General features: G+C 74.5%; 19 protein-coding genes and 2 pseudogenes. 5 read left to right on the forward strand and 16 right to left on the reverse strand.

The features are described from left to right. Window positions 1-43: 43 nt before the first annotated feature. The 5 genes from LPA42_RS23135 to ftsY form a co-directional block, all read right to left on the reverse strand. Window positions 44-2365 carry a [protein-PII] uridylyltransferase gene (locus LPA42_RS23135; RefSeq protein WP_228986848.1) on the reverse strand — a complete coding sequence of 774 codons (2322 nt, stop codon included), beginning with the start codon at window positions 2363-2365 and terminating at the stop codon, window positions 44-46. A 14-nt stretch (window positions 2366-2379) separates the two neighbouring features. Continuing rightward, window positions 2380-2718 (reverse strand): P-II family nitrogen regulator, encoded by a 339-nt coding sequence (locus tag LPA42_RS23140; RefSeq protein WP_176734061.1) that lies wholly within the window; start codon window positions 2716-2718, stop codon window positions 2380-2382. 25 nt (window positions 2719-2743) lie between these two features. After that, the gene (locus tag LPA42_RS23145) at window positions 2744-4153 is read right to left on the reverse strand and encodes an ammonium transporter (protein WP_077936617.1); all 1410 of its coding nucleotides are present in this window, start codon (window positions 4151-4153) and stop codon (window positions 2744-2746) included. Window positions 4154-4335: 182 nt separating this feature from the next. Further along, window positions 4336-5199, reverse strand: coding sequence for an aminoglycoside phosphotransferase family protein (locus LPA42_RS23150; RefSeq protein ID WP_176734053.1), 864 nt, complete (start codon window positions 5197-5199; stop codon window positions 4336-4338). 7 nt (window positions 5200-5206) lie between these two features. Beyond that, window positions 5207-6394, reverse strand: coding sequence for a signal recognition particle-docking protein FtsY (gene ftsY, locus LPA42_RS23155; protein ID WP_077936616.1), 1188 nt, complete (start codon window positions 6392-6394; stop codon window positions 5207-5209). Window positions 6395-6543: 149 nt separating this feature from the next. Between ftsY and LPA42_RS23160 the strand changes: the two genes are divergently transcribed. From LPA42_RS23160 to LPA42_RS23170, 3 genes are all read left to right on the forward strand, one after another. Continuing rightward, window positions 6544-8262: an alkaline phosphatase D family protein gene (locus LPA42_RS23160; RefSeq protein ID WP_077936615.1), complete on the forward strand. Its 1719-nt coding sequence runs from the start codon at window positions 6544-6546 to the stop codon at window positions 8260-8262. A 26-nt stretch (window positions 8263-8288) separates the two neighbouring features. Next, window positions 8289-8729, forward strand: coding sequence for a MarR family winged helix-turn-helix transcriptional regulator (locus tag LPA42_RS23165; protein ID WP_052503669.1), 441 nt, complete (start codon window positions 8289-8291; stop codon window positions 8727-8729). Window positions 8730-8856: 127 nt separating this feature from the next. Further along, on the forward strand, window positions 8857-9378 hold the full coding sequence (locus LPA42_RS23170; RefSeq protein WP_077936614.1) for a DinB family protein: 522 nt from the start codon (window positions 8857-8859) through the stop codon (window positions 9376-9378). Window positions 9379-9443: 65 nt separating this feature from the next. Here LPA42_RS23170 and LPA42_RS23175 read toward each other — a convergent pair whose 3' ends face one another. The 3 genes and pseudogenes from LPA42_RS23175 to LPA42_RS23185 all read right to left on the reverse strand — a co-directional run bounded on the left by LPA42_RS23175 (window position 9444) and on the right by LPA42_RS23185 (window position 14241). Continuing rightward, window positions 9444-10064, reverse strand: a complete 621-nt coding sequence (locus LPA42_RS23175) for an HAD family hydrolase (RefSeq protein WP_043962320.1) — start codon at window positions 10062-10064, stop codon at window positions 9444-9446. 101 nt (window positions 10065-10165) lie between these two features. Then, window positions 10166-13735 (reverse strand): annotated as a pseudogene (gene smc, locus LPA42_RS23180) (chromosome segregation protein SMC); the annotation flags it as partial. A 311-nt stretch (window positions 13736-14046) separates the two neighbouring features. Then, a complete protein-coding gene (locus LPA42_RS23185; protein ID WP_036374707.1) occupies window positions 14047-14241 on the reverse strand; it encodes a hypothetical protein in 195 nt (64 codons plus the stop codon). Between the two features lie 356 nt (window positions 14242-14597). Between LPA42_RS23185 and LPA42_RS23190 the strand changes: the two genes are divergently transcribed. Continuing rightward, window positions 14598-15890 carry a CAP domain-containing protein gene (locus LPA42_RS23190; RefSeq protein WP_077936613.1) on the forward strand — a complete coding sequence of 431 codons (1293 nt, stop codon included), beginning with the start codon at window positions 14598-14600 and terminating at the stop codon, window positions 15888-15890. Between the two features lie 203 nt (window positions 15891-16093). Beyond that, on the forward strand, window positions 16094-16972 hold the full coding sequence (locus tag LPA42_RS23195; protein ID WP_077936612.1) for an endo alpha-1,4 polygalactosaminidase: 879 nt from the start codon (window positions 16094-16096) through the stop codon (window positions 16970-16972). A gap of 5 nt (window positions 16973-16977) precedes the next feature. Here the strand turns inward: LPA42_RS23195 and mutM are convergent, their stop codons facing one another. The 8 genes and pseudogenes from mutM to rsmD form a co-directional block, all read right to left on the reverse strand. Then, entirely contained in the window at window positions 16978-17835 is an 858-nt protein-coding gene (mutM, locus tag LPA42_RS23200) for a bifunctional DNA-formamidopyrimidine glycosylase/DNA-(apurinic or apyrimidinic site) lyase (RefSeq protein WP_077936611.1), read from the reverse strand. Between the two features lie 238 nt (window positions 17836-18073). Beyond that, window positions 18074-18793, reverse strand: a pseudogene (gene rnc, locus LPA42_RS23205) (ribonuclease III); the annotation flags it as partial. A 97-nt stretch (window positions 18794-18890) separates the two neighbouring features. After that, window positions 18891-19916 (reverse strand): phosphate acyltransferase PlsX, encoded by a 1026-nt coding sequence (locus LPA42_RS23210; RefSeq protein WP_077936622.1) that lies wholly within the window; start codon window positions 19914-19916, stop codon window positions 18891-18893. Window positions 19917-20030: 114 nt separating this feature from the next. Further along, window positions 20031-20204 (reverse strand): 50S ribosomal protein L32, encoded by a 174-nt coding sequence (gene rpmF, locus LPA42_RS23215; protein WP_043962315.1) that lies wholly within the window; start codon window positions 20202-20204, stop codon window positions 20031-20033. A 5-nt stretch (window positions 20205-20209) separates the two neighbouring features. Then, a complete protein-coding gene (locus LPA42_RS23220; protein WP_043962314.1) occupies window positions 20210-20773 on the reverse strand; it encodes a DUF177 domain-containing protein in 564 nt (187 codons plus the stop codon). Between the two features lie 109 nt (window positions 20774-20882). Further along, a complete protein-coding gene (locus tag LPA42_RS23225) occupies window positions 20883-21380 on the reverse strand; it encodes a hypothetical protein (protein WP_043962313.1) in 498 nt (165 codons plus the stop codon). A gap of 270 nt (window positions 21381-21650) precedes the next feature. Then, window positions 21651-22139: a pantetheine-phosphate adenylyltransferase gene (gene coaD / locus LPA42_RS23230; RefSeq protein WP_043962312.1), complete on the reverse strand. Its 489-nt coding sequence runs from the start codon at window positions 22137-22139 to the stop codon at window positions 21651-21653. Continuing rightward, window positions 22136-22699 (reverse strand): 16S rRNA (guanine(966)-N(2))-methyltransferase RsmD, encoded by a 564-nt coding sequence (rsmD, locus tag LPA42_RS23235; RefSeq protein WP_077936609.1) that lies wholly within the window; start codon window positions 22697-22699, stop codon window positions 22136-22138. Before rsmD ends, coaD begins: the two co-directional genes overlap by 4 nt. Between the last annotated feature and the right edge of the window lie 123 nt (window positions 22700-22822).

Here is a 22822-nt window from a genome sequence, read left to right on the forward strand (position 1 = left end):
GGGGGCCCTTCCTATACCGAAAGCGTTAACAGGGGGCCCCTCCTTACACGGCGGCGAGGACCGCGGCCTCCAGGCGGGCCCGCTCGTCGTCCGCCGGCCAGCCGCCCACCAGGTAGAACGCGTCCACCACGTCCCCGCCGAGGGTCGAGATCCGGGCCGCGCGCACCTGCGCGCCGGCCTCGTCGAGGGCGCAGGTCACCCGGTAGAGCAGGCCGGCCGCGTCGGCGGCGCGCAGCTCCAGCAGCACCGCGTCGGTGGCCGCGTCCCGGTGCCACACGACCCGGGGGGCCGCGCCGGAGCCGCGCGCGGCGAGCGCCCGGCCGCGCAGCCGCTGGGTGACCGAGACGTCCCCGGCGACCGCCCGGCGCAGGTCGCCGCCGAGGGCGATCGGGTCGGGCGGCAGACCGTAGCGAGGCTGCACCCGGCACTCCACCAGGGCCCGGCCGTCGACGGTGGAGGCGTCGGCGGAGAGCACCTCCAGCCGGTGCAGGGCCAGGCAGCCGGCCACCGTCGCGAGCAGGCCGCGCCGGTCGGCCGCGGCCACCGCCACCCGGTCCCCCGTCAGGTGTACGACCGGCAGCGGCCCGTCGAGCAGCGCCGGGTCGGGGGCGGGCGGGGCGGGCAGCACTCCCGTGTCCAGCGCGGTGCGGACCCGGGCGACGAGTTCGGCGACGAGGCGGCCCTTCCAGTCCGACCAGGCGGCCGGGCCGGTGGCCGCCGCGTCGGCGCGCACCAGGGCGTGCAGCAGGTCCAGGGTGGTGCCGTCGCCGACGGCCTCGGCGACCCGGGCGATGGTCACCGGGTCGGACAGGTCGCGGCGGGTGGCCACGTCGGGCAGGAGCAGGTGCAGCCGGACCAGCGTGCCGATCAGCGCCGCCTCCGGCCCGGGCAGGCCGATCCGGGCCGCCACGGCCTCGGCCAGCGGCGCGCCGACGGTGCTGTGGTCCCCGGCCAGGCCCTTGCCGATGTCGTGCAGGAACGCGCCGAGCAGCAGCAGGTCCGGCCGGTCCACGTCGCGGGTGTGCCGGCTCGCCTCGTACGCGGTCTGCACCAGGTGCCGGTCGAGGGTGTAGCGGTGCACGGGGTTGTGCTGGGGCAGGCTGCGCAGCCGGGTCCACTCGGGCAGCCAGCCGTCGATCAGCCCGTACCGGTCGCAGGTCTCCCAGGCGGGGACGAGGCCGGGCCCCGCGCCGAGCAGGGTGATGAGGGCGGCGCGGGCGGCCGGCGGCCAGGGCGACGGCAGCGGCGGACAGTAGGCGGCCAGCCACTCGCAGGTGGCGCGGGCGATGGGCAGCCGGGTGGTGGCCGCGGCGGCGGCCATCCGCAGGGACAGGCTCGGGTCGGGGCGCGCGCCGATGGCGGTGCGGGCCAGCACCAGTTCGCCGTCGTGCTCGACGACGTCCCGGGCGACCGGGCGGCGCACCGGGCGGGGGTCGGACCCGCGGCGGCGGGAGCGGAGCCGGTCGGCGGCCCGCCAGGCGTCGTCGAGGGCGTGGCTGACGGTGCGGGCGTCTCCGGCGACGCGGCGCAGCAGCACGTCGCCGTCGTGCGGGGCCACGGCCCCGGAGGTGGCGTCGCCCGCCGGCTGGCGCAGGCCCAGCCGGGCGGCGACGCCGTCGCGTTCCTGGGCGACCAGCCGGTCGACGCGGCGGCCGGCCTGCTCGTGCAGGGCGTCGCGGGTGTCGAGCAGGCGCAGATGGGCGGCCCGGACGGCGGGGCGCAGCGCGTCGGTGATGCCGGCGGTGGCGATGGCGCGCAGGATGCCCACGTCGCGCAGCCCGCCGGCCGCCTCCTTGAGGTCGCCTTCGAGCAGGAAGGCCAGCTCGCCGTGGGCCTGCCAGCGGGCCTCGGTGATCTCCCGCAGGGCGGGCAGCTGGCGGACGGCGGTGCGCCGCCAGTGGTCGGCGGCGGTGCGGGCCAGGGTGTCGGCGAGTTCCCGGTCGCCGGCGACGTACCGGGCGTCGAGCAGGCCGAGGGCGACCTTCACGTCGTCCTGGGCCACGGACAGGGCCTCGGCCAGGGTCCGCACCGAGTGGTCGAGCCGCAGGCCGGCGTCCCAGATCGGATACCACAGCTGGGGGGCCAGCTCGTCCATGCCGGGCACCCCGGCGTGCACGAGCACCAGGTCGAGGTCGCCGTACGGGGCGCACTGCCGCCGCCCGAGCCCGCCCACGGCGACCAGCGCGATGCCGGGCCGGTCCGGCAACAGCGGCACCAGCCACCGCTCGAACGCGGCGGCCCGCGCCCTGCGCGCCGCCTCCCCGATCCCCCTGGGTACGCCGACGACCTCGTTGATCAAGAGGTTCGCGTCGCCGTCGCCGTCGCCGGCGTTGCCCGACGCGTTCCCCTTGATCAACGAGGTCATCTGGTCGGGCCGGCCTAGAGGGCGTCCAGGCCGCGTTCGCCGGTGCGGACCCGCACGACGTCCTCGACGCCGGTCACCCACACCTTGCCGTCGCCGATCTTGCCGGTCCGGGCGGCGCCGACGATCGCGTCGACGATCTTCTCGACGTCGATCTCGTCGGTGAGCACCTCGACCCGGATCTTCGGCAGGAACTCGACCGTGTACTCGGCACCCCGGTAGACCTCGGTGTGCCCCTTCTGTCGGCCGTAGCCCTGGACCTCGCTGACGGTCAGCCCGGCCACGCCGAGGGCGTGCAGGGCCTCCTTCACCGCGTCCAGCTGGTACGGCTTGATGACCGCGGTCACCAGCTTCATGTCCAACCCCTCCATCCCAGGAACGTTAACCGGCGACCTTCTCGCTGACCGGCTCGGACTCGTCCGAGGCCGGCTTGGTGCCGGCGGCGCCCGCCGGCGTCCCGATCCCGGCGAGCGCGAACGCGCTGCCGCCGCCGCTGCCACCGGCCACGGAGAGGTCGTAACCGCTCTCGGCGTGCTCGGCGAGGTCGATGCCCTCGACCTCGGCCTCGGGCTTGAGGCGGAAGCCGATCGTCTTCTCGATCGCGAAGGCGAGCAGCCAGGCGACCCCGAAGGACCAGACCGTCACGATCAGGCCGGCGATGGCCTGGCGGCCGAGCTGGGTGACCCCGCCGCCGTAGAACAGGCCGTCGGAGGCGCCGACCACGTCGGTGATCGCGGAGTTGACCGAGTTGGTGGCGAACAGGCCGAGCCAGAGCGAGCCGATCCAGCCACCGACGAAGTGCACGCCGACCACGTCGAGGGAGTCGTCGTAGCCCAGCTTGTACTTCAGGGCGATGGCGAGCGCGCAGACCGCACCGGCGACGATGCCGAGCAGGACCGCGGCCCAGGGGGCGATGAAGCCACAGGCCGGGGTGATGGCGACCAGACCGGCGACCGCGCCGGAGGACGCACCGACCATGGTCGGCCTCTTGTCCTTGATCCACTCCACCGCGAGCCAGCCGAGCACCGCCGCGGCGGTGGCGAGCTGGGTGTTGATGAAGGCGAGGCCGGCGACCGAGTCGACGGTCAGCTCCGAGCCGGCGTTGAACCCGAACCAGCCGAACCAGAGCAGGCCCGCGCCGAGCGCGACCAGCGGGATGTTGTGCGGCTTCATGCCCTCGCGGGGCCAGCCGAGCCGCTTGCCGAGCACCAGCGCCACGGCCAGGGCCGCCGCGCCGGCGTTGATGTGCACGGCGGTGCCACCGGCGAAGTCCAGCGCGTGGATGTCACCGCCGATGATGCCGCCGCCCCATACCCAGTGGGCGACCGGGAAGTAGACCAGCGTGGCCCACCCGAAGGCGAACAGCAGCCAGCCGCCGAACTTGGCCCGGTCGGAGATCGCGCCGCTGATCAGCGCGACGGTGATCACCGCGAAGACCATCTGGAACGCCATGAACACGTAGAGCGGGACCCCGATGCCGCTGGGGTTCTCCGCCGTGGCGCCCCACAGGTCGGTCTCGGCCAGGAAGGTCTTGGTGCCGAGGTACGCCCCCGGGTCGCCCCAGAAGCCGTTCACGTCGGTCCCGAAGGCGACGCTGAAACCGTAGAACCACCACAGAACAGAGATGAGCCCAATGGCGGAGAAGCTCATCATCATCATGTTGAGCACGCCCTTGGCCCGGTTGAGCCCGCCGTAGAACAGCGCCAGTCCGGGCGTCATGAGCAGCACAAGCGCGGTCGAAACCAGCAGCCAAACGGTGTTGCCGCCGTCGATCGTCGGTGCTTCAGGCACGCTGGCCTCCTAAAGGTGAAGTTCCCTCCTTCGCGGCTTCCGGGGCAGCGTCGCCCGTACGCCGGTTGCGCGGAAGCTTGGTCGCCTCCTGTTTCCTTCAGCGTCACCACGCGATTTCCGGCCCGTGACGCTGTGTTTCGGACGTGTGAAGAAAACCTCACGACCGCCGGACGGGGCGGGGCTCAGCGCAGCGCGTACTCCAACGCGTGCCGTTCGTAGTCCAACAGGCGCAGATCGCGCATCGGGCGGCGGAGGTGACCCTTGTGCACGATCCGGACGAACGCCGGCTCACCCGCGGCGGCCATCCGGCGGATCCCCTCCACGTGGTCCACGACGCGCTTGCGGATCGTGCGCACCAGCCGGTGCCGGTCGCGCGGGATCAGCCCGTACGCGTCGGCGAACAGCCGCAGCCGGCGCGGCCGGTCCGGGTGCCGCCAGCCGAGCGTGATCGAGTCCCGGTCGGAGAAGATCGGCACCCAGGTCCACGCCGCGTACGCCACGTCGTAGATCCGCGCGCCCGGCGAGGCGAGGTCGAAGTCGATCAGCCCGAGGGTGCCGTCCGGCCGCCAGATCACGTTGTGCGGGGCGGCGTCGTGGTGGCAGATCACCTCGGTGTCCGGCGGCGGCGGGCCGAACGAGCGCCACACCGCCCCGGGCGGCGGGGCGAAACCGTACTGGGCGTCGTGGAACATCCGCAGCATGGTGGCGACCGTCACCAGCGCCTCGTCGGTGACCCAGTGCGGGGCCAGCGGGTATTCCCCGCACTCCCCCTCCAGGTACGACAGGACCTCCCGGTTGCGCTCGTCCATGCCGAGCGCCCGGGGCGCGCCGGTGAACCCGACGTACTCCAGGTGGCGCAGCAGGGCGTGCACGGACGGCGTCCACGGGCCGGCGTTGCGCCGGACGGTGTCGCCGACCCGGACGACGGTGCTGACGTTCCCGCCGTGCAGCGGGATCTCCTGCGAAGTCACGTACGGTCTCCCGAGGCCCGGCGCGGGGTGGCGGTCCTCGCGCCACCCGGCGTAGGCGCGATCGTCACTGGTCACTGCGAGGTTACGCGTCGCGGGCGAGCGGCTCGGTGCCGAGCAGCGCGTCGACGAACTGCGCCGGGTCGAACGGGGCGAGGTCGTCCTTGCCCTCGCCGAGCCCGACCAGCTTGACGGGGATGCCGAGCTTGCGCTGCACGGCGATGACGATGCCGCCCTTGGCGGTGCCGTCGAGCTTGGTCAGCACCACGCCGGTCACGTTGACCACCTCGGTGAAGACCCGGGCCTGCTCCAGGCCGTTCTGGCCGGTGGTGGCGTCGAGCACCAGCAGGGTCTCGTCGATCGGCCCGTGCTTCTCCACGACCCGCTTGACCTTGCCCAGCTCGTCCATGAGGCCGACCTTGTTCTGCAGCCGGCCGGCGGTGTCGATCAGCACCGTGTCGACGCCGGTGTCGATGCCGCGCTTCACCGCGTCGAACGCCACGCTGGCCGGGTCGGCGGCCTCCGGGCCGCGGACGGTCTCCGCGCCGACCCGGCCGCCCCACGTCTCCAACTGGTCGGCGGCGGCGGCGCGGAACGTGTCGGCCGCGCCGAGCAGCACGCTGCGGCCGTCGGCGACCAGCACCCGGGCGATCTTGCCGCAGGTGGTGGTCTTGCCGGCCCCGTTGACGCCGACCACCAGCACCACCGCCGGCACCCCGTCGGACGGCGCGGTGCGCAGCGACCGGTCCAGGGTCGGGTCGAGGGCGTCGACCAGTTCGGCGGCGAGCAGGGCACGCAGCTCGTCGACGGTGCGGGTGCCCAGCACCCGGGTCCGCTCCCGCAGCCGGTCGACGATCTGGCGGGTCGAGTCGATGCCGACGTCGGCGGTGATCAGGCTGTCCTCGATCTCCTCCCAGGTGTCCTCGTCGAGCCGGTCCCGGCTGAGCAGGCCGAGCAGGCCCTTGCCGAAGGCGTTCTGCGAACGGGACAGCCGGGACCGCAGCCGCACCAGCCGGCCGGCGGTCGGCTCGGGCACCTCGACGGCGGGCGGCGCCTCCACCACGGGCGGGGGCTCGACCAGGATCCCCGTGGCGAGGTCCGCCTCCGGCGCCTCGACGGGCGGCCCGGCGAGGTCCTGCCCGGCCCGGGTGTCCACCTCCGTCTCCGGCAGCGGCGGTTGCGGGCGCCGGCGCAGCCGCGGCACCACCAGCCCGAGGCCACCGAGGATCAGCACGCCGAGCAGGGCGAGCGCGATGAGGAGGTATTCCGTCATGCCGAAATCCTGTCAGATGCCGGCGACGACGTCCCAGCCACCGCTACCGACGGGGGTGCGAGCTGCGGGTACGCTCGCGGCGGCCAGGGGTGGCGCGACGGCCGACCGGGTAGAAATGATGAGATCGTCTCGTCTCCTGGAGGTTCCCCATGCCGGCTCCCCGCCTGCTCATCGGCCCGCTGCTGCGCCGGGTCGTCGGCACGCGGGCCACCGTCTGGGTGGAGACCAGCGCGCCCGCGACGGTCCGGGTCCGCACGGCCGACGGCGCCGAGGGGGTCGCGACCACCTTCTCCGCGTACGACCACCACTACGCGCTCGTCGTCGTCGAGGGGCTCACCCCCGACAGCGCGACGACGTACGAGGTGCTGGTCGACGACGAGGTCGCCTGGCCGGAGCCCCGGTCCGCCTTCCCGCCCAGCGTGATCCGCACCCGCGCCGCCGACGACCGGGACCAGCCGGTGCGCCTGGTCTTCGGCTCCTGCCGGGAGACCACCCAGCACTCGACCGCCCGCAAGCTCCCCCCGGACGCGCTCGACGCGTACGCCCGGCGGTTGATGGCCGACCCGGGCCGGGCCGACGCCCAGCCCGACCTGCTGGTGCTGCTCGGCGACCAGGTCTACGCCGACGAGACCTCGCCGACGGTGCGGCGGCTGCTCAAGCGGCGTCGCAGGCGGCCGGAGGGCGCCCCGGCGACGCAGGTGGTCAGCTTCGACGAATACACCAAGCTCTACCTGGAGTCGTGGCGCGACCCGGAGATCCGCTGGCTGTTCTCGACCGTGCCCAGCGTGATGATCTTCGACGACCACGAGGTGATCGACGACTGGAACACCTCCGCGTCGTGGCGCGACGACATGCGCGCCCAGCCCTGGTGGGCCGAGCGGATCGGCAGCGGCCTGGCCTCCTACTGGGTCTACCAGCACCTGGGCAACCTCGACCCCGACGAGATCGCCGCCGACCCCGTCTACCGGAAGGTCACCGCCGCCGCGTCGGACGCCACCGAGGTGCTGCGCGAGTTCGGCGCCCGGGTCGACAGGGAGGCCGACGAGGCGCACGACACCGAACGCTGGCGCGCGGTGCAGTACCAGTGGAGCTACGCCCTGGACCTGGGGCGCACGCGGCTGGTGATGCTCGACAACCGGTGCAGCCGGGTGCTGGAGCGGGGCAACCGGGCGATGCTGCCGCCCGGCGAGTGGTCCTGGTTCCTCGACCGGGCGCACGGCGTCTACGACCACCTCGTCGTCGGCGCGTCGCTGCCCTGGCTGCTGCCGCCGGGCATCCACCACGTGGAGGCGTGGAACGAGAAGCTCGCCGACTCCCGGCACCGCTGGGTGGCCGGGTTCGCCGAGCGGCTGCGCCGGGCGCTCGACCTGGAGCACTGGGCGGCGTTCCGCCGTTCCTTCGACGCCCTCGGCGCGCTCTTCGCGCGGCTGGGCAGCGGCCCGGCCGGGCACACCGGCGACCGGGTCGGCGCGGGGCCGGCGTACCCGCCGCCGGCGTCGATCAGCGTGCTGTCGGGCGACGTGCACCACTCGTACGTGGCCCGGGCCCGTTTCCCCGACCCGGCGGTGCACACCCCCGTGCACCAGCTCACCTGCTCGCCGATCCACAACCAGGTGCCGGCGGCGATGCGCCCGCTGATGCGGCTGGGCTGGTCGCCGGGGCCGGCCGGGGCCACCCGCGCGCTGGCCCGCTGCGCCGGGGTACGCCGCCCGAGCGTGCGCTGGCGCAAGCTGGCCGGCCCGTACTTCGGCAACGCGGTGGCCACCCTCGCCCACACCGGACGCACCGCCGACGTGACGATCGAGGGCACCACCGGCGACGGGCACCTGCGAACGGTGTTCCGAAGGCGGCTCGCCTCCGAGGGCTGAGCCCGTCGCGCCCGTACCCTTGCGGCGTGGACGATCATTCCCCGGAGATCCTGCGGTTCGTCGAGCACGAGTTGACCGCGCTGCTGCGCCGGGGCCGCTCGCTCTCCTTCGAGGTCGCCCGCGAGGTGCACCCCGACCTGGACCAGAACGCGTACGGGCTGCTGCTGTGGCTGCGCCGGTCGGACGCGACCCGGCTGACCGACCTGTCGGCCCGGCTCGGGATCAGCAAGGGGACGCTCAGCCGGCAGATCAACGGCCTGGAGGCGCTCGGGCTGGTGCGCCGGGAGCCCGAGCCGGAGGACCGCCGGGCGTGGCGGCTCACCCTGACCGAGGAGGGGCAGCGCCGGTTCGACGCCGCCCGGGCGACCCGGCTGGCCATGTTCCGGCGCATAGTGGAGAGCTGGTCGAGACGGGACGTGGAGGACTTCGGCCGCCTGCTGCGCCGCTTCAACGACGCCCTCGACTGAGGTGCAAGGAAGGGCCCCCTGTTAACGCTTTCTGTATAGGAAGGGCCCCTTCCTAACACCCCGCGTCGCGCCGGACGGCGGCGCAATGCGGTGGCCCGCTGTCGGGGGTACCCGCCAGGATGGGCGGATGACCTGGAGAGCACCGCAGACCACCCGCAGCGACGCCCCGTTCGTCGGCGACGAGCGCACCATGCTCGACGGCTGGCTGGACTACCACCGGCAGACCCTGCTGCTCAAGTGCGCCGGGCTGACCGCCGAGCAGTTGCGCACGCCCAGCGTCGAGCCGTCCGGGCTGAGCCTGCTCGGCCTGGTGCGGCACCTGGCCGAGGTGGAGGCGTGGTGGTTCCGGGAGTGCTTCGCCGGGCAGCGCGTCGACTACCCGTACTTCACGCCGGAGAACCCCGACGCCGACCACGACGTCAGCGCCGCCGACGCCGAGGCCGACCTCGCCGTCTACCACCGGGAGGTCGGCCTCGCCCGCGCCGCCGCGGCGGGCCGCTCCCTCGACGAGACGTTCACCGAGGTCGGGCCCAAGAAGCGCACGTTCAGCCTGCGCTGGGTCTACCTGCACATGATCGAGGAGTACGCCCGGCACAACGGCCACGCCGACCTGATCCGGGAACGCATCGACGGCGTGACCGGCGAGTGACGGCCCCCGGGGCCGGCGAGTGACAGAACCCGGGGCCGGCAGCCCGCCGGCCCCGGGACGACCGCTCAGTACGCCAGGGCCGCCCGCAGGTAGCGCAGCCCTGACGGCCCGTCCCACCGGTACGCCGACAGCCCGGCCGCCCGCGCGCCCCGGATCGCCCAGTCCTCGTCGTCGACGAACAGCACCCGGGCCGGCGGGGTGTCCAGCGCCGCGCAGGCGGCCTGGAAGTATTCCTTCGCCGGCTTGTGTACCCCGACGACGGAGGAGTTGACCACCACGTCCAGCTCGTCGGTCAGGCCCAGCGCGGCGAGATCGGTGTCGAGCAGGTCGGTGCCGTTGGTGCCGAGCCCGACCCGTACGCCGGCCGCCCGCACCTCGCGCACGAACGCCAGCACGTCGGGGTCGACCTCGCCCCGGTAGCGCTGCCACTGCTCCACGGCGGCGCGGGCGCGCTGCTCGCCGCCGGCCGAGTCGGCCAGCGCGTCGGCGACGCTGGCGACCCAGTCGGCGTGGCTGACCTGGCCGGTGAGCACCGGCTGGAGGCGTCCCCAGTGCATGGCGATCTCGGTGAGCACCCCCTCGGCTAGGCCGTAGTCCCGTTCCACGCCGGCGGCGACCGCCGGGTCCCAGCGCCGCAGCACCCCGTCGAGATCCACCAGGAGCGCCGTCGCGCGTTCCCGAGCCACTACTGTTTCTCCTCGCCGCGGCCGTGCCGCTGGTCGTCGTCGCCGTCCCGCACGGTGCCGCCGTCGACGGCGGCGCGGGCGGGCGGCCCCTGCTCACCCTCGGCCCGGTTGAGCCGCTGGCTGATCACCTGGGTGACCCCGCTGCGCATGGTCACCCCGTAGAGGGCGTCGGCGATCTCCATCGTCCGCTTCTGGTGGGTGATGACGATCAGCTGACTCTTCTCCCGCAACTGTGCCAGCAGCGTGATCAACCTGCCCAGGTTGACGTCGTCGAGGGCCGCCTCGACCTCGTCCATGATGTAGAAGGGGCTGGGCCGGGCCCGGAAGATCGCCACCAGCATCGCCACGGCGGTCAGCGACCGCTCGCCGCCGGAGAGCAGCGACAGCCGCTTGATCTTCTTGCCGGGCGGCCGGGCCTCCACCTCCACGCCGGTGGTGAGCAGGTCCTCGGGGTCGGTGAGGATCAGCCGCCCCTCGCCGCCGGGGAAGAGCACCGTGAAGACCTGCTCGAACTCCCGCGCGGTGTCGGCGAACGCGCTGGCGAAGACCTCCAGGATGCGCTCGTCGACGTCCTTGACCACGGTCAGCAGGTCCCGGCGGGTGGCCTTGAGGTCCTCCAGCTGCTCGGAGAGGAACTTGTAGCGCTCCTCCAGCGCGGCGAACTCCTCCAGCGCCAGGGGGTTGACCTTGCCGAGCAGGGTCAGCTCGCGTTCCGCCTTCGCGGCCCGCTTCTCCTGCACCGGCCGCTCGTAGCGGACCGGCTCGGGCACCGGCAGCCCGTCCCGCTCGGCCGCCGCCACGTCGGCCTGGGTCGGGGGTACGGGCTGCGTCGGGCCGTACTCGGCGAGCAGCGTCTCCACGTCGAGGCCGAAGTCCTCGGCGGCCTTGGCCTCCAGCTGCTCGATGCGCAGCCGCTGCTCGGCGCGGGCCACCTCGTCCCGGTGCACCTGGCTGGTCAGCCGCTCTAGCTCCGCGCCGAGGCGCTTCGCCGCGCCGCGTACCTCGGACAGCTCGGCCTCGCGGGCGGCCCGCTCGCGCGCCACGGCGTCGCGGTGCTCCTCGGCCCGCGCGATCGACACGGCGAGCCGGGCCAGCGCCTCGCGGGCGCCGCCGGCCACCGCGCGGGCGATGGTCGCGCCCCGGGCGCGGGCCGCGCGCCGGGCCGCCGCGCGTTCCCGCGCGGCCCGCTCGGCGGCGGCCTGCCGGCGCAGCGAGTCGGCCCGGCCGGCGATCGAGGAAACCCGCTCCTCGGCGGTACGCACGGCGAGCCGGACCTCCATCTCGTTCTGCCGGGCCTGCGGCACCATCGCGGCGAGCTGGTCGCGTTCGTCCGTGGACGGCTCGGCGTCGATCGGGGTGGCCTCGGCCAGCCGCAGCCGCTCCTCCAGCTCGGCCAGAGCGGCGAGGTCCCGTTCCCGGGCCGCCTCGGCGCGGGCGCGGGACTCGCCGAGCCGGTCGGTCTCCGCCTTCGCCGACCGGGCGGCGGCGCCCAGCTCCGCCAGCCGGCGGGCGGCGGCGTTGCGGTGGCTCTCGGCCTCCCGCTTCGCGGCGGCGGCGTGCTGCACGGCCTCCTTGGCGGCGGCGACCTCGGCGCGCGCCTCGACGAGTTGCTCGCGCAGCTCGGCGGCGGTGCGCTCGGCGGCGAGCCGGTTGCCCCGGGCCTCCTCGACTGCGGCCTGCACCTCGATGAAGCTGGGTGCCTTCGCCGACCCGCCGGCCGCCGCGTACGCCCCGACGACGTCGCCGTCGGGGGTGACCGCGCGCAGCTCCGGGTTGTCGGCGACCAGCTCGGCGGCGGCGGCGAGGTCGTCGACGACGGCCACGTCGCGCAGCGCCCGGTGCACGGCGGGGCGCAGCTCGGCGGAGCACTCGACCAGGTCGGGGGCCCAGCGGGCGTGCGCGGGCAGCTTCGGGCGCAGGGCGTCGGCGCCGCCGGTCATGCCCGGCCCGGCGGGGCTGCCGACGAGCAGGCCGGCCCGCCCGGCGTCGGAGATCTTGAGCAGCCGCATCGCCTCGACGGCCTCGTCGACGCCGGTGACCGCGACCGCGTCGGCGAGCCCGCCCAGCGCGGCGGCGAGCGCGGCGGAGTGGCCGGGGGCGACGGTGAGCAGCCCGGCGAGGCTGCCGAGCAGGCCGGGCACCTCGCCGGCGCGGGCCAGCAGCGCCCCCGCGCCGTCCTTGCGGCGCAGGCCGATGGCGAGCGCCTCCTCGCGGGCCTTCTGCGTGGCGGCTTCCTTCTCGGCGGCCCGTTCCGCGTCGGCGAGCGACCGGGCGGCGGCCTGCGCCCGCTCCTGGGCGGCGACGGCCTCGGCGTGCCGGTCGTCGAGGTCGGCGTTGTCCCGGTCGGCCTCGGTGGACTGCTCGGCGACGGCGTCCAGGTCGGCCTGCGCCTGCTCGGCGCGGGCGAGGGCGTCGGCGTGCGCGGCGGCGAGCCGCTCGATTTCCTCCCCCGCGCTGGTGGTGCGGGCGCGGGCGGAGTTGACCTGGCCGGTGAGCCGGGCCAGCCCTTCGCGCCGGTCGGCGATCGCCTTCGCGGCGGCGACCAGCTCCCGTTCGGCGGCGGCGAGCTGCCGTTCCAGCTCCTGCCGCTGTTCGACGGCCTCAGCGAGGCGGATCTGGTCGTCGGTGAGCGCGCCGCGCAGCTCCTCCTCCTGCTCGCGGACCCGCTCCGCCTCGGCGTCCAGCTGGTCGGGGTCGCGGCCGGGGCGCTCGTCGTCGGGCGTGGCGGTGAGGTGGCGCAGCCGCTCGCGGGCGAGCTGCTCGACGGAGCGGAACCGCTCGGAGAGCGCGGAGAGCTTGTACCAGGTGTCCTGGGCAGCGGCGAGCAGCGGCGCGTCCTCGGCGAGGGCGGCCTCCAGCTCGCCGAGCCGGCCCTGCACCTCGGTGTGCTCCGCCTCGACCTCCTGGCGTCGCTCCCGCGCGGCGCTCTCGTCGGCGATCTCCCGGTCCAGGGTGGCGCGCAGGGTGTGCAGGTCGTCGGCGAGCAGCCGCAGCCGGGCGTCGCGCAGGTTGGCCTGGATCGCGGCGGCGCGGCGGGCCACCTCGGCCTGCCGGCCCAGCGGCTTGAGCTGGCGGCGCAGCTCGGCGGTGAGGTCGGTCAGGCGGTTGAGATTGGTCTGCATCGCGTCGAGCTTCCGCAGCGCCTTCTCCTTGCGCTTGCGGTGCTTGAGGACGCCGGCCGCCTCCTCGATGAACGCCCGCCGGTCCTCCGGCTTGGCGTGCAGCATCCCGTCGAGGCGGCCCTGGCCGACGATGATGTGCATCTCCCGGCCGATGCCGGAGTCCGACAGCAGCTCCTGGATGTCGAGCAGGCGGCAGGAGTCGCCGTTGATCTCGTACTCGCTCTCGCCGGAGCGGAACATCCGGCGGGTGATGGAGACCTCGGTGTACTCGATGGGCAGCGCGCCGTCGGTGTTGTCGATGGTGAGGGTGACCTCGGCCCGGCCCAGCGGGGCCCGCCCGGCGGTGCCGGCGAAGATGACGTCCTCCATCTTGCCGCCGCGCAGCGCCTTGGCGCCCTGCTCACCGAGCACCCAGGCGATGGCGTCGACGACGTTGGACTTGCCGGAGCCGTTCGGGCCGACCACGCAGGTGATCCCCGGCTCCAGCTTCAGCGTCGTCGCGGAGGCGAAGGACTTGAACCCCTTCACCGTCAGGCTCTTGAGATACACCTTCTCGATCCTCGTCCGGTGGCCGCCGAGCGTCGTGGGCTGCGCGGACCTGGTGAACCCGCAGACTAACCCGGTCTCGCCGGCGCTCGGGCACGCGACCCGCCCCGGGCCGGCGTCGGCGGCCGGCCGGGACGCCGCGTGCCGGTTTTCCCGGTACGGATCGGACGGCCTCGGCCGAGGCAGAGCTTGATCAATTATTCAAGATCAGAAAATGGTAGGGGAAATTGCCCCGGACATGGCTGCGCGCCGGCACATAAGTGTCGGCGCGCGATTTCTGCGTGGTGCGATTCAGTTGTCGGACCTACTGGAGATCAGGTCAGCGCCGGCTCGGCCAGACGGAGGAGGTCGTCCGCCTCCGCCGCAGCCGCCGCAAGCCGATCGTTCTCGGCGCGCAGGCGCGTGATCTCGAACTCCAGAGCCTGAACCCTGGACCGCAGTCGGGTGACCTCGTCGAGCAGACGCCGATCGGGCGCTGCACCTACGTGGCCGTAGAGGGCCTTCGCCATGCTGACTCCTTGATATGCGCTGCCGGAAAGGCCGGACCAACGCGCGCCCACTCGTTCGCGGCTGTCATTCCCAGCGATTCTGGGCACGACCGGGCGCGACTGGCGACACCTACATATTGAGCCGACAACCCCTCATTCGTCAAGTTACCGCAGGCCGTAGATCATCTTCACGTCGGCCGGGCCGCTTGTCGGTGGCTGCCACAAGGCGCGGACACGCTCTGTCCGGACGCGTTAACTGTACGCCCGGGAACAACGGAACTCACCCCACGCGAACCGCTTTCGTCTTAACTCTTTCTTAGCCACGTTGCCGCAGCTTGCGGCGCGCCCGTACGGTCACCCCGGCCCGCAACCGACCCATGGAGGCGACAGGCGTGTACGGCTGGACCGACCCGAACGACCCGGAGGGCGCGCGGTGGCGCCAGGAGCCCCCGGCCGACGAGCCGGCCTGGCTGACCGACCGCCCGGCACCACGGTCGACCTACCTGTTCGGGGACGAACCGGACCAGCCGAGTGACCAACGGCACACCGACCAGCCCCCTGCGCCGCCGGCCGACCGGCCGTGGGCGGGCGAACCCACCGCCCGGTGGCACTCGCCGGAACAGCCGAACGGGCAATGGCACGCACCGGAACGGCCGAGCGGGCAATGGCACTCCCCGGAACAGCCGAGCGGACAGTGGCAGTCGCCGGAACCACCGGGCGATCGGTGGCACGCGCCGGAACGGGCCTCCGACCAGTGGTATCCGGCCGGCCAGCCGGTCCCGGCGGCCGAGCACACCCGGGCGCTCCCGATCGTCGAAGGCCCGGTCGTCGCCGGCCCGGCCGTGGGCTCGGCCACGCCGGCCGCCGGGCAGCCGGCCGACCTCGCTGCCCGCCGCGCCGACACCGCCGCGGGCAGCGGCGAGGGGCGGCACCGGCCCGCCCGTCGGCTCCCGCGCCCGCTGCTGATCGGTGGCGCCGCCGCAGCGGCCACCCTGGTGGTGAGCCTCGGGGTCGGCGCCCTCGTGCTGCCCGGCGGGGACGCCCCACGGACCGACCCGGCCGCGGCCGACGCGCCGGTCGCCGCGCCCGCCGACCCGGCCGACCCGACCTCGGCCGGCCCGTCGCCGACGCCCTCGCCGAGCGCCTCGCCGACCAGCGCCAGCCCGTCGCCGTCGCCGAGCCGGACCGCCAAGCCGACCCCGAAGCCCAGCCGGACCACCGCCGCGTCGCGGAGCAACCAGCGCAGCAGCGCCCCCGCCACGCCCCGCGTCGCCGCCGCGCCGGGCGTGAGCGCGCAGGCGCAGGAGGTCGTCAACCTGGTCAACGCGGAGCGGGCCAAGGCCGGGTGCGGTGCCCTGAAGATCGACGACAAGCTCATGGCGGCGGCCCAGGCGCACAGCCAGGACCAGGCCGACCACCGGAAGATGACGCACGACGGCAGCGACGGCAGCGACGTCGGCGAGCGGCTCGACCGGGCCGGCTACGCCTGGCGCGCGTACGGCGAGAACGTCGCGTGGAACCAGCAGACCCCGGCCGCGGTGATGGACGCCTGGATGAACAGCCCGGGGCACCGCGCCAACATCCTGAACTGCTCCTTCACCGAGATCGGCGTCGGCGTCGCCAACAGCAACGGGCCGTACTGGACGCAGGACTTCGGCACGCCGCGCTGACCCGGGCCGGGCGTGGCCCCCGGGACGGGGAGAGGCGAGTCGTCCCGGGGGCCACGCTCGTTTGACCCGGTGAGGCGCGCCGGGGCGGTGCCCTGGGCGGCGGGTTCGCCTCGGGGCGACCGGCGGCCGGTCCGCTGCGGGCGGCCGGTGGGCGCACCCGCCTCCGGGCGGTTCGACGCCGCCCGCGACCTGCGGAGCTGCCGATGCGGATCGGGCCGCCGTCGCCCCGCGTCGGGCGCGCGTCGCGCCGACTGCTGCGCCTGCTCGTCGCGCTGACGCTGCTGACGACGGCGTACGGCTGCCGGGCCGTGGTGACGCCGCCGGGCGCGCCCACCCCGTGGCCGCCCGGCCAGGCCCGGCACTGGCGCTGGCAGTGGCAGCTCAGCGGCCCGCTCGACACCACGGTCGAGGCGGACGTGTTCCTGCTCGACCCGGTGCGTACCACGAGCACCGAGACCGCGGCGCTGCGCGGCCGGGACCGCCGGCTGGTCTGTCAGGTCGGCGTCGGGACGTACGCGCGGACCGACCCGGACGCCGACCGGTACCCGCCGGAGGTCGGCGGCGCGGCCGGCCGGTCGCCCGGCACCCGGTGGGTGGACGTGCGGCGGTGGGACGTGCTGGAGCCCATCCTGGCCGACCGGCTGCGGCTGTGCCGGGGCAAGGGCTTCGGCGCGGTGGCCCTCGCCGACGCCGACGGCTACGCCCACCCCACCGGCTTCGACCTGGACTTCGACGACCAGCTGCGGTTCAACCGGCGGGCCGCCGCCCTGGCCCGCTCACTGGAGTTGTCCCCCGGCCTGCTCGGGGACGTGGCGCAGGTGACCGCCCTCGCGCCGGACTTCGACTTCGCCGTCAACGAGGAGTGCGTCCGGCTGCGCCAGTGCGCGAAGCTGCTGCCGTTCGCGGACGCCGGCAAGCCGGTGTTCCACGTCGAATACACGGGCGACCCGGACGAGTTCTGCGTGACCACCCTCGGCTACGGCTTCGCCTCCATCCAGAAGCGGCGCGAGCTGGACGCGTGGCGGGACGCCTGCCCGGACGCCCCGCCGGCCCCGGCGCGGGGCGGGACCGGCGGCCCCTGAGCGGGTCAGCCCCGCAGCGCGGCCCGGGGCCGGGGCTGGCAGCGGGGGCAGCTGTACGAGGAGCGGTTCATGAACGCCTCCCGGCGCAGCGGCGCGCCGCACCGCGGGCACGGCTCGCCCTCCCGCCCGTACGCGTTGAGCGCCCGGTCGAAGTAGCCGCTCTCGCCGTTGACGTTGACGTAGAGGGCGTCGAAGCTGGTGCCGCCCTCTTTGATCGCCTCGCCGAGAACGTCCCGGACGTGGCCGAGCAGCCGCTGCGCGACGGGCGCGGTCAGCTGGTCGGTGGGCCGGGCCCCGTGCAGCTTCGCCCGCCACAGCGCCTCGTCGGCGTAGATGTTGCCGACCCCGGAGACGAGGGTCTGGTCGAGCAGCGCCCGCTTCACCTCCGTGCGCCGCCGGCGCAGGGCGGCGACGAAGGCGCTGTCGGAGAACTCCGGGTCCATCGGGTCCCGGGCGATGTGCGCGATCTCGGGCGGCAGCTCGGCCCCGCCGGAGGAGACCGCCAGCCCGCCGAACGTGCGCTGGTCCACGAAGCGCAGCTCGGGCCCGTCGTCGGCGAACCGGAACCGGACCCGCAGGTGCAGCTCGTCGGCCGCCGTCGCCGGCTGGAGCAGGAGCTGACCGGACATGCCGAGGTGGCCGACGATCGCGTCGCCGCTGTCCAGCGGCAGCCACAGATACTTGCCGCGCCGCCGCACGTCGAGCACCGTCCGCCCGGCGAGCACGTCGGCGAAGTGCGCCGGCCCGGCCAGGTGCCGGCGCACCGCCCGGGGATGGCGCACCTCGACGCCGACGATCCGGCGGCCGGTGACCCACTGGGCCAGGCCCTGCCGGACGGTCTCGACCTCGGGCAGCTCAGGCACGGTTCGCCTCGCCGGCCGCCGGGGCGTCGGCGGGCCCGCCGGTCGGGGCGTCCGCGGGCTCACCGTCGGCGGCGACCAGCGCCGACGCACCCACGGCGCCCGCCGCGTCGACCTCGACGACGCCCACGACGTCCGTGCCGTTGACCGCGCCCGGCTCGACGGGCCCGTCCGACGCCTCGGCGGCGACCCGCTCCCGTTGTGCCGCCTCGGCCCGGTCCCGCTCGGCCTGCTCGGCCCGGTCCCGTTCGGCCTGGGCGGTCAGCTCCCGCCAGGCCGACTCGGCGGCCCGCTGCTCGGCCTCCTTCTTGCTGCGCCCCTCCGCCCCGCCGTACCGGTTGCCGGCGACCACCACCCAGGCGGTGAACGTCTTGAGGTGGTCCGGCCCGGTGCCCTCGATACGGTATTCGGGCACGCCCAGCCCGAGGGCGGCCGTCAGCTCCTGGAGGCTCGTCTTCCAGTCCAGCGCGGCACCCCGCCCGGCCGACTCGGCCATCAGCGGGTCGAACAGCCGGTGGATCACGATCGCGGCGGTGTCCAGGCCGTACTGGAGGTAGATCGCGCCGAGCAGGGCCTCCAGGGTGTCGGCGAGGATGCTCGCCTTGTCCCGGCCGCCGGTGCTCTCCTCGCCCTTGCCCAGCAGCAGGTACGCGCCGAGCCCGTCCGGGCCCAGGCCCCGTGCCACGTCCGCGAGCGCCCGCATGTTGACCACACTCGCCCGCAGCTTGGCGAGCTGGCCCTCCGGCAGGTCGGGATGGTTGTGGAACAACGCGGTCGTGATCACCACGCCGAGGACCGAGTCGCCGAGGAACTCCAGCCGCTCGTTGGTGGGCAGGCCGCCGTTCTCGTACGCGTACGAGCGGTGGGTCAGCGCCCGCTCCAGCAGCTCCGCGTCCAGCGAGACCCCGAAGGCGGCCTCCAGGTGACCGATGGGCGCACGCCGCCGCTTGTCGATGGTCATGATGCGGTTACCTCTCGGTTCACGACCGGGCGGCGCGCGCCGGGCGCACCCGCCGGTGCCGGCGCGCCGACGCGGCCGGTCGGGACGGTACGGGCGGTCACAGGCTCACCTCGGTGTCGGTGGTGCGCTCGGTGTGGTCACCGGGCTGTGCGGAGGTCTCCGGGGCCACCCCGGCCGGGCCGGCGCCGCCGGGGACGCCGAGCAGCACGGAGACGGTGTCGGTGGCCCGCCGACGCCACAGGTGGGCGGCCAGGGCGATGCCGGAGGCGACGTCCTGGCCACGGGCCGCGCCGTGGCAGACCACCACCGTGCCGGCCACCCCGAGCAGGGCGGCGGCCCGGGGGGCACCGCCGCCGGGCGGGGGCCCGCCGGCCATCGCGTACGCGCCCTCGATCGCCTTCAGCAGCACGTTGCCGGTGAACCCGTCGGTGACCACCACGTCGGCGCGCAGGCCGGAGGCGATGTCGTACCCCTCGACGAGGCCGACGTAGCGCGCGGCGCAGGGCAGCGGCGCGGCGGCGAGCGCCGGGTCGGCGCTGCGGCGCAGCCGGTCCCCCTTGCCCGCCTCGGTGCCCACCGACAGCAGCCCGACGCGCGGCTCGACCACGCCGTGCGCGACGGCCGCGTAGGCCGCGCCGAGCACGGCGTGCCGCGCGAGGGTGGCGGGGCCCGGCTCCAGGGAGCCGCCGACGTCGAGCAGCACCACCGGTCCGGCGACCGCCGGCAGGGTCGCGACCAGGGCTGGCCGGCGCACGTGCGGCCACCGGCCGAGGCCGAGCGCCGCCGCGGTGACGGTCGCGCCGGTGGAGCCGGCGGAGACCATCGCGTCGGCGAGGCCGTCGCGGACGGCGGTGGCCGCCGTGCGTACGGTGCTGTCGGCGCGGGCGGCGACCGGGTTCTCGGCCATGCCGACGGCGGCGCGCACCGGCCGGACCGTGACCCGGGCGCGTTGCGCCGGATCGAGCGCACCGATCAGCTCGTCGGCCACCTCGGCGGGGCCGACGAGCAGAAGGTGCAGGTCCGGGTCGGCGCGCATGGCCCGCAGAGCGCCGTCAACCACGACGGCGGGAGCATCGTCCCCGCCGAGGAGGTCAACGGCGATCCGCGCGGTGCCCGGCTCCAGCGGGACACCGGCCGGAACGGGCCGGCCGGCGACGGCGGGAGCCGGGGCACCGGGCGATCGCCAGGATGCGCGCGCCACCCGACCGGGGGTCGGGGGCGTCACTCGGCGTCCAGGTCAGACCTCGAGAACCTGGCGGCCGTTGTACGTGCCACAGACGGAGCACGCGGCGTGCGGCAGCTTCGGGGACTTGCACTGCGGGCAGGCGGTGGTCGCCACCACGGTCGCCTTCCAGTTCGCCCGGCGGGACCGGGTGTTGCTGCGCGACATCTTGCGCTTCGGGACGGCCACGGTTCCTACTCCTCTGTACGGTTCAGTTGCGACAGGCCCGCCCAACGCGGGTCGATCTGCTCGTGACTGTGGTCGGCCGGCAGATCGTCCCAGTGCACCCCGCACTCGGGGCACAACCCTGGGCAGTCCTCCCGGCAGAGCGGGTTGGTCGGCAGCATGAGCACCACCGCGTCCCGCAGCGCCGGCTCCAGGTCGATCAGATCGTCCTGCATCCGGCCCACCTCGTCCTCGTCGGTCGTGGCGTCCGTGGTGCTGTTCTCGTACGCGTACAGCTCCTGGACGGGCACGGCCACCGAGTCGTCGATCTCACGCAGGCAACGCCCGCACTCGCCCTTGACGCGACCGCTCACGGTCCCGGAGACGAGCACCCCCTCGGACACCGACTCCAGCCTCAGGTCGAGGTCGAGGTCCGCGCCCTCCGGCACGCCGATCAACTCCACGCCGAGGTCCTTCGGTGCCGGGACGACCCGCCGGAGCGTACGCAACGCGCCAGGGCGACGCGGCAGGTCCCTCGTGTCGAGGACCAGCGGCGCCTTGGGGTTGAGTGATGAAGGCGAGTGTTTGGGCATAGTCAGACTCCGGCCGGTGAGAGGCCGACAAAAAAGGTTACCTGGACGACCGCCGGACCGTCGAACCGGGGGCGACGCCCGCCCCGCCTGTCGGCTGCTGAGGTGCCGCTCAGAAGGGTAACGGGCGCTCCGCCTCGTCCCCACCGAAGGTGCCGATCTCGCGCAGCGCGTGCATCTTGTCCCGCCCGCGCTCGATGGAGGCCAGCGCCCGGGTGAGGAACTGCTCGAAGTTGGCCAGCGCGGTGTCGACGTAGTCGTCGACCTCCTCGCGCAGCCGCTGCGCCTCGGCGCGGGCCTCGGCGATGATCCGGGCGCCCTCGTGCTCGGCCGAGACCGTGATCTCGTTCACCGACACCAGGCGGGCGTGTTCCGCCTCACCCTCGCTGATGATCCGGTCGGCCTCCCGCTTGCCGGCCTCCATGATCTTGTCCCGCTCCCCCAGCAGGGCCGCCGCCCGGCGCAGATCGGCGGGAAGGTCGGCGCGCAGCTCGTCGAGCGCGGCGATCATCTCGCCCCGGTCGACCATGCAGTTGTTCCGCGACATCGGGACGGAGCGGGCCTGCTCCACCATGGCGATCAGTTCGTCGATGCGGTCGAGCGGGTCCACCGGTACCTCACTCCTGTCGTCGTCGGCCGACCTACATGATGCGGGCTACGGCCGGGTTCCCGCTCGAACCATCATGTCGCGCCCCGGCCACCGCCCGCCGATCCACCCCGCCCGGCGCGTCGTGTCGCGGCCGGTCAGGGCGCCGTGTCGCGGCCGGGCGGGGTCTTCACACCCCGCCGTCCAGGTCGCCGGCCGGCGGCCGAACCGGTCGTCACGCCCCGCCGTCCAGGTCGTCGGCCGCCGGTCGGGCCGGGGTCGTCGCTCCGCCGGTCAGGGGCGCGGCGGCGGGCCGAGCCGGACCTGGAGGGCCTCGCGGACCAGGTCGGGGACGTGGGCGGAGACGTCGCCGCCCCACTTCGCCACGTCCTTGACCAGGCTGGAGGAGAGGAAGGAGTAGAGCGGGTTGGTCGGCATGAACAGCGTCTCGACGCCGGCCAGGCCGATGTTCATCTGGGCCATCTGCAGCTCGTAGTCGAAGTCGCTGACCGCCCGCAGGCCCTTGATCAGGACGCTGGCCCGCTGGGCCCGGCAGAAGTCGACCAGCAGGCCCCGGAAGGACGCGACCCGCACGTTGTCGTACGAGGAGGTGACCTCGCGGAGCATCTCGATCCGCTCCTCGACGGTGAACAGGCCGCTCTTGGACTGGTTGACCAGCACGCCGACGATCACCTCGTCGAAGAGCCGGGCGGCCCGCCCGATGATGTCGAGGTGTCCATTGGTGACCGGGTCGAAAGAGCCGGGACACACCGCACGTCTCATGATCGGCGACCGTACCAAAGGGTGGTCTCGCCGTAGCGGCGGCTGCGCTCGGCAGTGACGCCCTCCACCCAGCCGACCGGGCCACTCCGGCTGGAGCGCTCCACCACCACGAGGGCGTCCGCCGCCAGCCAGCCGCCGTCGACCAGCGCGGCCAGCATCGCGGTGACGTCGGCATCGGGTACGGCGTACGGAGGGTCGGCGAAGACCACGTCGTATGGCCCGCCGTCCGGGCCGGCCGCCAGCACGGTGGCGACCTTGCCGGTGACCAGCCGCGCGGCCGGGGCGGCCCGCAGCGCGGCGATGTTCTCCCGCACCACGCGGGCGGCGCGCGGGTCGGACTCGACCAGCAGGACGTGCGCCGCCCCCCGGGACAGCGCCTCCAGGCCGACGGCGCCGGATCCGGCGTACAGGTCCGCGAAGCGCGCCCCGGCCAGGTCGACGTCGGCCTGCACGGCGCTGAACAGCGCCTCCCGGACCCGGTCGGAGGTGGGCCGGGTTCCGGCGCCGGGTGGCGCGGCGATGCGCCGGCCGCCGAGCGTCCCGGCGACGATCCGGGTCACCGACTGCTCCTGCTCATGCCCCGACGCTACGCGACGCCGGCGCCGGGGCGGGCGGCACCGTGTGTACCACCATCGTCTCGATATGATCACGTTTCGTATATCAATGATCTCAAATTGATAACA

Source organism: Micromonospora sp. DH13, from assembly GCF_020873825.1.
Classification (GTDB): Bacteria; Actinomycetota; Actinomycetes; order Mycobacteriales; family Micromonosporaceae; genus Micromonospora; species Micromonospora haikouensis.

Excerpts from the sequence above, each read along its gene's own strand:
- LPA42_RS23140 (WP_176734061.1), bottom strand. The coding sequence starts at position 2,718 with ATGAAGCTGGTGACCGCGGTCATCAAGCCGTACCAGCTGGACGCGGTG.
- coaD (WP_043962312.1), bottom strand. The coding sequence starts at position 22,139 with ATGAGACGTGCGGTGTGTCCCGGCTCTTTCGACCCGGTCACCAATGGA.
- LPA42_RS23185 (WP_036374707.1), bottom strand. The coding sequence starts at position 14,241 with ATGGCGAAGGCCCTCTACGGCCACGTAGGTGCAGCGCCCGATCGGCGT.
- LPA42_RS23195 (WP_077936612.1), top strand. The coding sequence starts at position 16,094 with ATGCGGATCGGGCCGCCGTCGCCCCGCGTCGGGCGCGCGTCGCGCCGA.
- LPA42_RS23190 (WP_077936613.1), top strand. The coding sequence starts at position 14,598 with ATGGAGGCGACAGGCGTGTACGGCTGGACCGACCCGAACGACCCGGAG.
- LPA42_RS23170 (WP_077936614.1), top strand. The coding sequence starts at position 8,857 with ATGACCTGGAGAGCACCGCAGACCACCCGCAGCGACGCCCCGTTCGTC.
- ftsY (WP_077936616.1), bottom strand. The coding sequence starts at position 6,394 with ATGACGGAATACCTCCTCATCGCGCTCGCCCTGCTCGGCGTGCTGATC.
- LPA42_RS23220 (WP_043962314.1), bottom strand. The coding sequence starts at position 20,773 with ATGCCCAAACACTCGCCTTCATCACTCAACCCCAAGGCGCCGCTGGTC.
- LPA42_RS23135 (WP_228986848.1), bottom strand. The coding sequence starts at position 2,365 with ATGACCTCGTTGATCAAGGGGAACGCGTCGGGCAACGCCGGCGACGGC.
- LPA42_RS23160 (WP_077936615.1), top strand. The coding sequence starts at position 6,544 with ATGCCGGCTCCCCGCCTGCTCATCGGCCCGCTGCTGCGCCGGGTCGTC.